Here is a 13446-nt window from a genome sequence, read left to right on the forward strand (position 1 = left end):
CCCGGGAGGCGGTGGCGCTGGTCCGGGCGAGGCCGGTACTTCGCCGTGCCTCCGCCCGGACCGCAGCCCGCTCAGGGGTGCGGTCCACCCGCACGAACCCCTGGGAGTCTGTGTGAACAACCTCCGTCGCAAGACACTCGCCGCGGCGTCGGCAGTGACGCTCGGCGCCGGGCTCGCCCTCGTCGGCGGCACGGCACCGGCCGCGGCCGTCGGACCGGAAACCTCGTACATCGTGCTCGCCCCGCAGGGCAACAGCACCGCCAAGGCCGCCGCCCGCGTGGCGGCCGCCGACGGCACCGTGGTGGCCGCGTACGACAAGATCGGTGTGCTGGTCGTGCGCTCGTCCGCCCCGGACTTCGCCACCCGGGTGGCGGGCGCCGGCGTCGAGTCGGTCGCCTCCACCGCCGGCCTGGGCACCGCCCTGGACGAGGGCGAGACGGTCGAGGTGCCGGCCGCCGCCGTCGCCGCGGCCACCGGCGACCCGACCGCCGAGCCGCTCTACAACCTGCAGTGGGACATGCCCCAGATCCGCGTCCCGCAGGCGCACGCCGTGACCGGCGGCAGCCCGTCGGTCGTGGTGGGTGTGCTGGACAGCGGCATCTCCAGCAGCCACCCGGACCTGGCGACCCAGATCGCCAAGGACAAGAGCGCCTCCTGTGTGGGCGGCGTCCCGAACACCGCCGAGGCCGCGTGGAACCCCACCACGAGCGACCACGGCACCCACGTGGCGGGCACCATCGCCGCCGCGGTCAACGGCGTCGGTGTCACCGGTGTCGCCCCGGGCGTGAAGGTCGCCGCCGTCAAGGTGGTCAACGACGACGGCTACATCTTCCCGGAGGCCGCGGTCTGCGGGTTCATGTGGGCCGCCGAGCACGGCTTCCAGCTCACCAACAACAGCTACTACATCGACCCGTGGGAGCTGAACTGCCGCAACGACGCGCGTCAGCGCCCGGTGTGGAAGGCCGTGCAGCGGGCCCTGCGCTACTCGCAGTCCCAGGGTGTGCTGCACGTCGCGTCCGCAGGTAACTCGAACTACGACCTGGCCCACAAGATCACCGACACCGGCAGCCCGAACAACGGCACGCCGGAGGAGCGCGAGAACCTCACCAACGCCTGCCTCGACCTGCCGGCCGAGGCGCCGGGCGTGGTGACCGTCGCCGCCGTCGGCCCGACCGGGGAGAAGAGCTACTACTCCTCGTACGGCCAGGGCGTGATCGACGTGACCGCGCCGGGTGGCGACACCCGGTTCCGGACGCAGGGCGCCCGCTCGACGTCCGCCGACGGCATCCTGTCCACCACCTTCAACACCGCCACCCGCACCAACGGGTGGGGCTACAAGCAGGGCACCTCGATGTCCGGCCCGCACGCCACCGGCGTCGCGGCGCTGGCGCTGTCCGCGCACCCGGGCATGAGCCCGGGCCAGCTGGCCTCGTTCCTGGAGCGCACGGCGGTGGCGAAGTCCTGCCCGTCGGGCGTCTACAACCCGGTGCCGCTGATCCCGGCGGGCCCGAACGCGTACGACGCGACCTGCTCCGGCGGGAACCGCAACGGGTTCTACGGCGCCGGCGTCGTGGACGCGTACAACGCGGTGAAGTAACAGGTACCCGCGTGGACCGGGCCCGGCGATCACGCCGGGCCCGGTCTGTTTGTCCTGGTGGGGCACCGGGTAGGGGGGCACCGTCAGCCGACTTAGGAGGTAACCGGTGTCCACCGATGCGATCGTCCTGCTCAAGGAGGACCACAAGGAGATCCGCCGCCTGTTCAAGGCCTTCCAGGAGGCCGAGGAGGGACCGGCGAGCAAGCGCGGGAAGATCGTCGGGCAGATCCTCGAAGCCCTCACGGTGCACACCTACCTGGAGAACGAGGTGATGTACCCGGAGGTCCGCAAGCTGGTGCCCGACGTCGAGGACGACGTGCTGGAGTCGTACGAGGAGCACCACGTCGCGGACGTGCTCTGCTTCGAGCTGTTCACGATGGACGCCGGCGACGAGCGCTTCAACGCCAAGACGACGGTGCTGATCGAGAACGTGCTGCACCACATCGAGGAGGAGGAGCAGGAGTGGTTCCCGAAGGTCCGCGAGGCGCTCGGCCGTAGCCCGCTCCAGGAGATCGGCCAGCGGATGCTCGACCTGCGGCCGAAGGCGCCCACGACGCCGACCGCCCCGAAGGCGCTGAAGAAGTCGCTCGACGCCGTGGTCGCCTGACACCGGCACCGCCTTCAGCCGGTCCGGGATGATCTTGCCGGCGGCCACCTGGATCTTGTTGACCAGCGAGCCGGCGGCGACCTTGTGCTCCCCCCTTCGTCAGCGCCTCGAACGCGTCCTCGGCCACCGTGCGGGGGTCGTCCGTGGGCCCCTGGCCGACCCGGGTGCCGGTCATGCCGGCCCGGTCGAAGAACTCCGTGTCGGCCGGGCCTCCCCGGGACGGGCGGCCCAACCCCGCAGGTCCCGGCCGGGCCGGTAGGATCGGCACAGGCCGTGACTGGCGCGTGGAGATGGAGCACCATCGGGGAGCGGCCTCGTCATGAGGACGCATGCCGAGCGCCTGGGCCTTCCGCACGTCACCTGGAGGTCGCATGTCGCGCAACGCCGAGTCCACCGCCTTCCGCAGCGCGCTGGAGGTCGTCCGCGGCGTCGAGCCGCGCGTGGCCGACGCCATCGCCGCGGAACTGGCCGACCAGCGCGAGTCGCTCAAGCTCATCGCCAGCGAGAACTACGCGTCCCCGGCGACGCTGCTGGCGATGGGCAACTGGTTCAGCGACAAGTACGCCGAGGGCACGGTCGGGCGCCGGTTCTACGCCGGCTGCCAGAACGTCGACACCGTCGAGGCGCTCGCCGCCGAGCACGCCCGCGAGCTGTTCGGCGCGTCCCACGCGTACGTGCAGCCGCACTCGGGCATCGACGCCAACCTGGTCGCGTTCTGGGCGATCCTCGCCGACCGGGTCGAGTCCCCCGCACTGCGCAAGGCGCAGGCGCGGCAGGTCAACGACCTCACCGAGGCCGACTGGTTCGCGCTGCGCCGTGAGCTGGGCAACCAGCGGATGCTGGGCATGTCGCTGGACGCCGGTGGGCACCTCACCCACGGTTTCCGGCCGAACATCTCCGGCAAGATGTTCGACCAGCGCAGCTACGGCACCGACCCGGCCACCGGCCTGATCGACTACGACCGGGTGGCCGAGGCGGCCCGCGAGTTCAAGCCGCTGATCCTGGTCGCCGGTTACTCCGCGTACCCGCGGAAGGTCAACTTCCGGATCATGCGGGAGATCGCCGACTCGGTCGGCGCCACGTTCATGGTCGACATGGCCCACTTCGCCGGGCTGGTCGCCGGCAAGGTCTTCACCGGCGACTTCGACCCGGTGCCGCACGCGCACATCGTCACCACCACCACGCACAAGTCGCTGCGCGGCCCGCGCGGCGGCATGGTGCTCTGCGGGCCGGAGCTGGCCGACCAGGTCGACCGGGGCTGCCCGATGGTGCTCGGCGGGCCGCTGCCGCACGTGATGGCCGCCAAGGCGGTCGCGCTGGCCGAGGCACGCCGCCCCGACTTCGCCGACTACGCCCAGCGGATCGTGGACAACGCGCAGGCGCTGGCCGACGGTCTGCTGCGCCGGGGCGCGACGCTGGTCACCGGCGGCACCGACAACCACCTGGTGCTCATCGACGTGTCCGGGTACGGCCTCACCGGCCGGCAGGCCGAGCAGGCGCTGCTGGACTCGGGCATCGTCACCAACCGCAACTCGGTGCCGCAGGACCCGAACGGCGCCTGGTACACCTCCGGCATCCGCATCGGCACCCCGGCGCTGACCACCCGGGGCCTCGGCGCCGCCGAGATGGACGCCACCGCCGAGTTGATCCACACCGTGCTCAGCCAGACCACGCCCGGCACCGGCCCGGACGGCGCACCGTCGAAGGCGAAGTACGTGCTGGACCCGGCCGTCGCCGAGTCCGTCGGCAAGCAGGCCGCCGACCTGCTCACGCCGTTCCCGCTCTACCCGGCGGTCGACCTGGGCTGAGCGCCCGGCCGACACGAAGCGGCACCCCGGGAGAAGGAGTCTCCCGGGGTGCCGGCGGTTCAGGGGTCAGCGCAGCGGGCGCTTCAGGTGGTAGCGGTGGACCTCGGTGCTGCCCTGCACGTTGTTCACGTCCTCGGCGGCGGAGACCAGTTCCCAGCCCTCCCGGCCGACCCGGTTGAGGTGCGCGATAGCGGTGTCGCCGTATGCCGTCACGTCGGTGCGTGACCCGTCCGGGCCGTACCACACGAACGAAACGTGGAAATTGCGACCCTGACCCTGATACCGACGAACGAGCAACGCGTACTCCCAGGCAACCATTCGTCCATTATCAACAGAGGAACGGCGTCAGGAAACACGCACTGTGCCGGAACCCTGACACTCCGGCGTCACTCCGGCGGCCATGGTGTCAGTGACCAGCGCGGCGAGCCGGTCCAGACCCAGATCGATCGACTCCGGTGTGACGGCGCTCACCGACAGCCGCAGCGCATCGACCGGCGTGCCTGCATCGTAGAAGTGCGCCATCGGGGTCCAGAGCACGCCGTACTCACGCGCCGAGCGATGCAGCAGCGCGTCGTCGACGGCGAACGGCACGCTCACCACCACGAAGAACCCGCCCGCAGGCACGGTCCACGAGACCGGGCCGCCGGCCGGGAAGCGCCGGGCCAGGCCGTCGACCAGGTGGCGCAGGTTGCGGGCGTACGCGGCCCGCTCCCTGACGTTCGCGGCCACCAGCGAGCAGTCGTGCGCCAGCAGCGCGCCGCCGATCACCGCCTGGCTGATCGGTGACGTGTTCACAGTGACCATGCTCTTGATCTTCGCGAGGTGGTCGGCGAACGGGACGACAGTGCCGTCGGTCTCGCCCACCCGCTGGTCGGCGACCACGTAGCCGACCCGGGCGCCGGGCAGCACGGTCTTGGCGAACGAGCCGAGGTAGACCACCCGCCGGGCGGTGTCCAGCGCCTTGAGCGTGGGCCGCCGGTCGGTACCGTCGGCCGGGAACAGACCGTACGGGTTGTCCTCGATCAGTAGCAGGTCCTCTTCGGCGGCCAGCCCCAGCAGCCGCCGCCGTTGCTCGGTGTCCATGCTGACGCCGGACGGGTTGGCGAAGTCGGGCATCACGTAGCAGCCGCGGGGCCGCAGCCCCTCCGCGCGGGCCCGGCGCACCCCGGCGCGCAGGTCGGCCAGGTCGACGCCGTCCGGCCCGCCGGCCACCGGGCGCACCGGCAGGTCGACCAGGCGGGCCGCGCCGGTGAGCCCGACGTACGTGGGCGCCACCGCGAACAGCACGTCGGCCGGGCCGGTCCGCAGCGCGCGCAGCACCAGGAACATCGCCTCCTGGCAGCCGACCGTCACCACGATCGACTCCGGGTCGACGGTGAGCCCCTCGTCCACGGCGAGGTGCCGGGCGATCAGGTGGTGCACGATGCCCTTGGTGCGCCCGTACTGCAGCAGCGTCCGGTCCACGCCGGCCCGGTCCAGCCCGACCTCCTCGGCCAGGTGGCGGCGGAAGCGGTCCAGGTGCGTGTGCAGCAGCGCGGAGTCGAAGAACTCCTCGTACGGCCGCCCGGCCGCCAGCGACACCGCGTCCGGGTAGTGCTGCGCCACCTCGTTGAGGAAGTTCATCGAGTTCAGCGCCGGGTCGCCGACGCTGCCGTGCAGCGCCGAGACGGCCAGGTCGACGGGTTCCACGTCAGCCTCCGATCCGGGTACGCAGCCGCCGGGCCGAGGCCGGGTCGGGGCAGCCGCTGAGGATGAGCGCGTCGCGCAACTCCCCCGCGAGCAGCGCCAGCGCCGCCTCGGCGCCGGCCCGGCCGCCCGCCGCGAGCGCCCAGAGCAGCGGCCGTCCGAGCAGCACGCCGTCCGCGCCGAGCGCCAGCGCGCGCAGCACGTCGACGCCGCCGCGGACGCCGCTGTCCAGCAGCACCGCGCACCGCTGGTCGACCGCCGCGACCACCTCCGGCAGCACGGCCGCACTGGCCGGGGCGGCGTCGAGCTGCCGTCCGCCGTGGTTGGAGACCACCACGGCGTCGACGCCCGCGTCCGCCGCACGGACCGCGTCGCGCGGGTCCAGGATGCCCTTGACGAGCAACGGCACCGGGGTACGCGCCCGCAGCCAGTCGAGGTCCGCCCAGCTCAACGCCGGGGCGAAGACCGCGCCGGTGTGCACGGCCACCGCCGAGACGCCGGGCGTGCCCTGATGCGCCAGGTCGTCCCGGCCGCCGGGCAGGTTCGCGGCGGTGACGTGCGGCGGCAGCGCGAAGCCGTTGCGGGCGTCGCGCAGGCGCCGCCCCAGCACCGGCACGTCCACGGTCACCATCACCGCCGCGCAGCCGGCCGCCGACGCCCGGTCGAGCAGGTCGGCCACCAGCGCGCGGTCGCGAAGCCAGTAGAGCTGGAACCACACCGTCGCGCCGGTCGCCGCGATCTCTTCGATCGGGGTGCTCGCCAGCGTGCTGGCCACGTACGGCACGCCCGCCGCGCGGGCCGCCGCCGCGAGCGCCGGCTCGCCGTCGGGGTGCAGCAGCCGCTGGTACGCCATCGGTGCGACAGCCACCGGCAACGCGGCCCGGCCGCCGGGCAGCGTCGCCTCGGTGGACGGGTCGTCCACCCCGGCCAGCATCCGGGGCAGCACCGCCACCCGGTCCAGCGCGGCCCGGTTCGCCGCAAGGGCGGTCTCGGTGCCGCTGCCGCCGTCGACGAAGTCCCACACGTCGGCCGGCAGGACCGCCCGGGCGAGCGCGGCGAACTCGGCCAGGCTGGCCGGTGGCACGAACCCGTCCGCCGGGTCAGCCATGGTCGGCACCCGTCGCCGCCCGGGCGTGCGCCGGGTCGAGCCCGAACGCGCGGCGCAGGAAGGCGGCGGCGCGTTCCTGGGCCAGCCGGCCGGCGTCGAACACGCCGGGCATGGCGAAGAACCCGTGCACCATGCCCGGGTGGTCGTCCGTCTCGGTGGGCACACCGGACTCGCGCAGCCGAGACGCGTACCGCAGGCCCTCGTCACGCAGCGGATCGTGCCCGGCGGTGATCACGAACGCCGGGGGCAGGCCGGACAGGTCCTCGGCGAGCAGCGGCGACGCGAGCGGGTGGGCCGCGTCGCCGGGGTCGGCGAGGTAGTGGCCGCGGTACCAGCCGACCGAGTGCCTGTTGAACAGCATCGGGTCCTCGTCGTCGGCCGGCCGGTGCCCGGGCCGCTGGTCGGTGTTCGGGTAGACGAGCAACTGGGCGGCGAGCCGGGGACCGCCGTCGGCGCGGGCCAGCAGCGTCACCGCGGCGGCCAGGTTCCCGCCCGCGCTGTCCCCGCCGACAGCCAGCCGGTCGGCGTCGACGCGGAACTCGGCGGCGTGCGCGGCGAGGTGCCGCAACGCGGCATGGCAGTCCTCCACCGCTGCCGGGAACGGGTGCTCCGGGGCGAGCCGGTAGCCGACGGTCACGGTCTGGGCGCCGGTGAGGTTGACCAGCCGACGGCAGATCCCGTCGGCCGTGTCGACGCTGCCGAGCGTCCAGCCGCCGCCGAAGAAGTAGACGAGCGTGGGCAGCGGTCCGTCGCCGTCCGGCCGGTGGATCCGCACCGGCAGCGGCCCGGCCGGGCCGGGCACCGTCGTGTCGCGTACCTCCGCGACCGGCTCGACCGCGCCGGAGCCGGCGCGGATCGCGGCGAGGTCGGCGGCGCGGGCCTCGGCGAGGGTCTGGGTGTAGAGCGGCACGGTGCCGGCGGCGGCCCTCGCGGCCCGCCACGCGACCACCTGCGGATCGAGTGTCATCCGGCCTCCCCGGTGGTGACGAAGAGTTTGTCGATACCGCGCAGGAACAGGCTCCCGCTGTACGTGTAGGGCTGGGTGACGGCGAGCCGGGGGAAGCGCGCGAACAGGCGCGGCAGCGCCAGCCGGCCCTCCAGCCGGGACACCGCCGAGCCGAGACAGAAGTGCAGCCCGACGCCGAAGGCCAGCGACGGCGGGCCGTCGCGGCGCGGGTCGAAGCGGTCCGGGTCGGGGAACCGGGCCGGGTCACGGTTGGCGGCGGCGATCAGCAGCAGCACGTTGTCGTCGCGGTCGATCGGCACCCCGCCGAGGTCGACGCCTGCGGGCGCGGAGCGGGCCAGGAAGTGCACCGGGCTCTCCATCCGCAGCACCTCCTCCACGCAGCCCCGGGCGAGCGCGTCGTCGCCGGGCAGCGCGGCGGTGACGTCCGGATGGTCCAGCAGCAGCGGAAGGCCGTTGCTGAACATGTAGACGGTGGTGACGAAGCTGGCGTTGAACAGCACGATCAGATTGCTGATCAACTCATCCTCGGTGAGGTCGACGCCGCCCGCGTCGAGCACCTCGGCCAGCCCGCTGATCAGGTCGTGGCCGGGCGTACGGCGCCGGTGGGCGATCAGGTCCCGGTAGAGGACGCGCAACTCCTCGGCGGCCTGGTTGGCCCGGGCCAGCCGCTCCGGCGTCTTGCCGGACACGTCCATGTACTCGTCGATCCAGTCGACCCGCTGCCGGTACCAGGACAGGTCCGCCGCGGGCAGGCCGATGAACTCGGCCATCACCAGCGCCGGGACCGGGTACGCGAAGTCGGCCACGAAGTCCACCTCGTGGCCGTCCGCGCCCACCTCGGCCATGTGATCCAGGCGTTCGGCGACGATCCGCTCGATCACCGGCTCCAGCGCGCCGAGGCGGCGCGGGGTGAACGTCCTGGCGAACACCGCGCGCATCCGGGTGTGGTCCGGCGGGTTGACGAACATCATCGACGTGAGGAACGTACGCAGGATCTCCTGCTCCTCCCAGCCGGGCGGGAAGCCCTTGTACCAGCCGGGATCACGCAGGATCTGGTCCACCACGTCGTACCCGCCGGCCACCGCGCTCACGGTGCTGTGCTCGGCCCGGGCCGGAACGGCGTTGATCGGCCCGTGCTCGTGCAGGGCCGCGTAGAAGGGATACGGGTTCTGCCGGCCCTGCTCGCTGTAGAGGCCGGTCAGGATCTCGCTGACGTCCACTGTCTCTTCCTCCCCAGGAAACGGCGGCGGGGGCGGCGTCGTGTCGACCGCCGCCCCCGCCCGGTGTCACAGTCCGAGCAGCTTCAGTGGTACGGCGTTCGCCATCACCGCGGCGCCCGTGTCGTTCGGGTGGATGTGGTCACCCGAGTCGTACGCCGGCAGCAGCCGGCTCGGCTGGGCCGGATCCCGCATCACCGCGTCGAAGTCGACGACGCCGTCGAACTCGGCGCGGCCGGGCCCGCGCAGCCAGGTGTTGACGGCCTGCCGGGTGGCGTCCTTCTCCGGGGTCCACACGCCCGGCCCGCCATTGCCCTCGTACGGCATGAGCGTGCCGGCGATGCTGGTCAGGCCGCGCGCCTTGACCTGCTGGTTGAGCTGGCGCAGCGTGGCGATGATCGCCTCCGGGCTGTCGCCGTTCATCCAGATGTCGTTGATGCCCAGGTGGGTGATGACGGTCCGCACCCCGGTCTGCGGGAACACGTCCTCGTTGAGCCGGGCCAGCGCGTTCGGGCCCAGCTCGTAGTAGCCGGGGAAACCGCCCGCGCCGGGCTCGGTGCCCTCGTGGTTGAGCCGGTTGCCGGCCAGGCTGAGGTTGAGCACACCCGGGGTACGCGGCTCCGGGCGGGCGTCGATCAGCCGCTTGGCCAGGAAGTCCGGCCAGCGGCGGTCGGCGTTGACGGTGCTGCCGTTGCCGTCGCTGATGGAGTCACCCAGCACCACCACGGAGCCGGGCGTGGCCTTGCGCTCCACGTCGATGCCGGACAGGAACATCCAGCAGCAGTTGGGCCGGATGGTGAAGCCGGTGCCGTCGGCCGCCGAGGTGAGGTCGGTGGCGCCGATGAAGTTGGTGACCTTGGACTGACCGTGGAACGTGACCGGCCCGGTGAGCACCGGGAAGTACAGGGTGACCACCAGGTCCTCCTGCTCGGTCACCGGGAAGTTGACCGGGTCGCTGAGCAGTTCGGCGCCCTTGTTGATGGTCGCCGTGCCGGCGCCGGAGAACGTCAGCTGCCGGATGCTGGCCGGGACGATGTCGGACAGGTCATCGGGGGTGGCGGTGTTCGGCCGGGCGATGGTGGCGCTGCCGACCTGGACGGCCTGCTGGCCGTAGAGGTTGGTCAGCCGCACCCGCAGGCGCGGCCCGCCCACCGAGGTCTGCACGGTCATCCGAATGCTCTGGTTGTTCAGGCCGGTCTCGGTCAGGCCCACGGTGTTCCCGCGGGTCACCGCCGCGGCCCAGGTTCCGGCCCACTCGGCGCGCCCGTGCCCGGCGCGGTCGTTCCCGGTCGGGCCGGCGCTCGCGGTGACCGCCGGGGTGGCGGCGATCAGCAGCGTTACGGCGGAAGCTATGACGTGCCATCTCTTCGGGGTCGGCATCGATCCTCCATGGTCGGCAGCCCCGGGCGTGACGCGGTCGGCGGCACCGGCCCGGGCGATGGACCGGAAACTAGCTTCCGGCCGTGACGAGCGTCAATCAACCTGATCGACATGATCAAATGCCCGGGGGGCGTGACGCAGCGACGATCGGCTCTGTCCGGCGTGGACCGCGGCTGCCTAGGCTCGGGGCTGGCGGCGGTGCGGTCGCCGACCCTGGCACCTGCCGTCATGTCCCGGCCCTGACCTGGCCGGACGCCGCTCGCGGACCATGATGGGGGCTGCCCGATGACCGACCGGCCGAACTATGTGCACGAGGCGCTGGAGCTGTTCGCCGGGTTCGGCGACCGGGAGGCGCTCGTCGGCGGCGGACGCCGCCTCACCTACCCCCAGGTCGCCGCGCAGGTGCGCGGCCTGGCCGCCGCGTTGCGCCACCACGGGGTACGCCCCGGCGCGGCGGTGCTGGTGATGCTCGGCAACACGGTCGAGGGCCCGCTGCTGCAACTGGCCCTGCACCTGCTGGGTTGCCGGAGCATGTGGGTGGCCCCGGTGACCTCGCGGCGGGAGGTCGACGAGTTCGTCGCGCTGTCCGCGCCGGAGGCGTTCGTCCACGACCCGCGTGACGCGCAGGCGGTGGAGGTCGCGGCGGGCCTGTCCGGCGTACCGGTGCTCTGCCTCGGACCCGGCGGCGCCGGACCGGACCTGACCGCCGGGGCCGCCGGGCCGGCCGCGGAGCTGCCCGCCGAGGTGCCGGCGCCGGAGTCGATCCTGCAGACCAGCGGCACCACCGGCACGCCGAAGCTGGTGCACCACCGGGAGAGCTTCTACCGGCAGGTGCTCGCACTGGCCGCCGACTTCCGGGGCGCCGGGTTCCCGCTGCTGCGGCACCTGTCGCACTCCCCGATGTGGCTGGCCAGCGGCCAGATCACCACGTTGATCAACCTGTTCACCGGCGGGGTGCTGTTCCTGCGCGAACAGTGGGATCCGGCCGCGTTCGTCGCCACAGTGGACGCCGAACGGCTGACCTCCACGTTCGTCACCCCGCCGATGCTCTACGAGGTGCTCGACCACCCCGACCTGCCGGGCGCCGACTTCTCCGCGATGTTCATGTTCAACGTGGGCGCCGGGCCCGCCGCGCCGGCCCGGCTGCGCCAGGCCATCGCCCGCTTCGGCCCGTGCCTGCGCATCGTGTACGGGCTCAGCGAGGCAGTCGTCATCTGCGCGCTGCCCGGACTCACCGAGGACCCGGAGCACCCGGAGCGGCTGCGTTCCTGCGGCCGCCCGTACGGCGACGTGTCGGTGGAGATCCGCGACGCCGGCGGGCGGGTGCTGCCGGCCGGCGAGGACGGCGAGGTGTGGGTGCGCACCAAGCTGAGCTTCGCCGGCTACCACGGTCAGCCGGAGCTGACCGCCGAGACGCTCGTCGACGGCTGGGTCCGCACCCGCGACATCGGGCACCTCGACGCCGACGGCTACCTCTACCTGGTCGACCGGTTACAGGACCGGATCCTCACCCGGCAGCGCAGCTGGCCGATCTACTCCCGCCCGATCGAGGACGTGCTCGCCGGCCACCCCGAGGTACGCGCCGCCGCCGTGATCGGCGTACCGGACCCGGTGGCCGGGGAGCTGCCGCACGCGTACGTGGTGCCCGCGCCGGGCGCGTCGGTGACCGGCGACGAGCTGATCGCGCTCGTGATCCGGGAACTGAGCGAGACGTGGGCGCCCGGCGCCGTCGAGTTCGTCGACGCGCTGCCGCTGAACCGGTCCGCGAAGGTGGACAAGCGCGCCTTGCGGGCCCGGTACGCGGCGGCCCACCCGGCCGGTGCCGACCCGATCGGCAGTCCGGCGTGAACCCGCGCCGGGAGTTGTACACCCTGGTCGGCGCCGACCTGCTGTCCAACCTCGGCACCCGGATCTCGGTGGTCGCCATCCCCTGGCTCGTGCTGGAGACCACCGGCAGTCCCACCAAGATGGGGCTCGTCGCGGCGGCGGAGACGCTTCCGTACATGCTCTCCAGCGCGCTCGCGACCCCATGGGCGGACCGGTTCGGGGTACGCCGCACCTCGGTGTTCGTGGACGCCGCGAGCGCCGTCGCGATGGCCGTGGTGGCGCTGGCGCCCTGGCTCGGCTTCGGCACGCTGCTGGTGCTGGTGGCGATCGCCGGCGGGCTGCGCGGCATCGGCGACCGGGTCAAGCACGTGTTGTTCAAACCCGCGGCCGAGCGGGCCGGGGTGCCGCTGATCCGGCTCACCAGCGCCTACGACGGCCTGGCCCGGGGCATGACCTTGTTCGGCGCGGTGCTCGGCGGACTGCTCATCGACTGGGTCGGGCTGACCCGGGCCATCTGGATCGACGCGGCCACGTTCGCGGTCTGCGCGCTGCTGATCGGCGTGCTGGTCCGGCCACCGGCACCGGCGCAACCGGCGCCCCGGGAGCCGTACCTGCGGGCGCTGCGCGGCGGCTTCGCGTACCTGCGCACCGACCGGACGCTGATGACCATGCTGATCGTGGTCTCGGTGTCGAACATGTTCGCCAACGCCAGCGTCGCGGTCTGGATCCCGCTCTGGGTCAACCAGGTGCTCGGCGACCCGGCCGGATTCGGTCTGCTGCTGGGCGTCTTCTCGGCCGGCGCGCTGCTGGGCAACCTGCTGTTCACGATGTTCGGCACCCGGCTGCCGGCCGGGACGACGTTCGCGCTCGGGCTGACGCTCAGCGGCGCGCCCCGGCTGCTCGCGCTGGCGCTCAGCGACGACCTGGTCGTGGTGCTCGTGGTGACGTTTCTGTCCGGCATCGGCATCGCGGCGGTGAACCCGCTGCTCGGCGCCGCGCTCTACCAGCGGGTGCCGGGCGAGCTGCAGACCCGGGTGCTGGGCATCTCCGGATCGGTGGCGTTCCTCGGCCTGCCCGTCGGCGCGCTGCTCGGCGGCTGGTCGGTGGCGCTGCTCGACCTGACCCCGGCGCTGCTGGTGATGTCGGTGGTCTGCCTGGTGCTGACCGTGGGGCCACTGCTGCTGAGCCGCGCGTCCCGGCGCCCGGCCGCGGAACCTGCCGCGCCCACGCCGGTCTGAGCCCGCCGGTC

Annotated in this window: 11 protein-coding genes and 1 riboswitch; of the genes, 5 read left to right on the plus strand and 6 right to left on the minus strand. The window is 73.0% G+C overall.

All coding sequences use genetic code 11. From position 1 onward, the window contains the following. The first annotated feature begins 112 nt into the window (after positions 1-112). The 3 genes from FB454_RS00485 (at position 113) to FB454_RS00495 (ending at position 4012) form a co-directional block, all read left to right on the plus strand. Positions 113-1597: a S8 family peptidase gene (locus FB454_RS00485; RefSeq protein ID WP_013286614.1), complete on the plus strand. Its 1485-nt coding sequence runs from the start codon at positions 113-115 to the stop codon at positions 1595-1597. Positions 1598-1703: 106 nt separating this feature from the next. Next, positions 1704-2204, plus strand: coding sequence for a hemerythrin domain-containing protein (locus FB454_RS00490; RefSeq protein ID WP_013286615.1), 501 nt, complete (start codon positions 1704-1706; stop codon positions 2202-2204). Between the two features lie 263 nt (positions 2205-2467). Continuing rightward, positions 2468-2557, plus strand: a riboswitch (ZMP/ZTP riboswitch). 18 nt (positions 2558-2575) lie between these two features. After that, complete coding sequence (locus tag FB454_RS00495) at positions 2576-4012, plus strand: glycine hydroxymethyltransferase (RefSeq protein WP_013286616.1); 1437 nt, start codon at positions 2576-2578, stop codon at positions 4010-4012. A 66-nt stretch (positions 4013-4078) separates the two neighbouring features. On the opposite strand, the gene FB454_RS00500 is transcribed toward FB454_RS00495, so the two are convergent. The 6 genes from FB454_RS00500 to FB454_RS00525 form a co-directional block, all read right to left on the minus strand. Continuing rightward, a complete protein-coding gene (locus FB454_RS00500; RefSeq protein WP_013286617.1) occupies positions 4079-4330 on the minus strand; it encodes a hypothetical protein in 252 nt (83 codons plus the stop codon). Between the two features lie 27 nt (positions 4331-4357). Further along, positions 4358-5701 carry an aminotransferase-like domain-containing protein gene (locus tag FB454_RS00505; RefSeq protein ID WP_013286618.1) on the minus strand — a complete coding sequence of 448 codons (1344 nt, stop codon included), beginning with the start codon at positions 5699-5701 and terminating at the stop codon, positions 4358-4360. A gap of 1 nt (position 5702) precedes the next feature. Next, a complete protein-coding gene (locus FB454_RS00510; protein ID WP_013286619.1) occupies positions 5703-6806 on the minus strand; it encodes an alpha-hydroxy acid oxidase in 1104 nt (367 codons plus the stop codon). Further along, positions 6799-7773, minus strand: coding sequence for an alpha/beta hydrolase (locus tag FB454_RS00515; RefSeq protein ID WP_013286620.1), 975 nt, complete (start codon positions 7771-7773; stop codon positions 6799-6801). The genes FB454_RS00510 and FB454_RS00515 overlap by 8 nt, the downstream gene beginning before the upstream one ends. After that, the gene (locus tag FB454_RS00520) at positions 7770-8993 is read right to left on the minus strand and encodes a cytochrome P450 (RefSeq protein ID WP_013286621.1); all 1224 of its coding nucleotides are present in this window, start codon (positions 8991-8993) and stop codon (positions 7770-7772) included. The genes FB454_RS00515 and FB454_RS00520 overlap by 4 nt, the downstream gene beginning before the upstream one ends. Positions 8994-9059: 66 nt before the next feature. Beyond that, positions 9060-10370, minus strand: coding sequence for an SGNH/GDSL hydrolase family protein (locus FB454_RS00525; RefSeq protein ID WP_013286622.1), 1311 nt, complete (start codon positions 10368-10370; stop codon positions 9060-9062). A gap of 285 nt (positions 10371-10655) precedes the next feature. Between FB454_RS00525 and FB454_RS00530 the strand changes: the two genes are divergently transcribed. Together FB454_RS00530 and FB454_RS00535 are read left to right on the plus strand one after the other, a co-directional pair. Further along, entirely contained in the window at positions 10656-12218 is a 1563-nt protein-coding gene (locus tag FB454_RS00530; RefSeq protein ID WP_013286623.1) for a class I adenylate-forming enzyme family protein, read from the plus strand. Further along, complete coding sequence (locus FB454_RS00535) at positions 12215-13435, plus strand: MFS transporter (protein WP_013286624.1); 1221 nt, start codon at positions 12215-12217, stop codon at positions 13433-13435. The genes FB454_RS00530 and FB454_RS00535 overlap by 4 nt, the downstream gene beginning before the upstream one ends. Positions 13436-13446: the final 11 nt, after the last annotated feature.

The organism is Micromonospora sp. CNZ297, assembly GCF_007827625.1.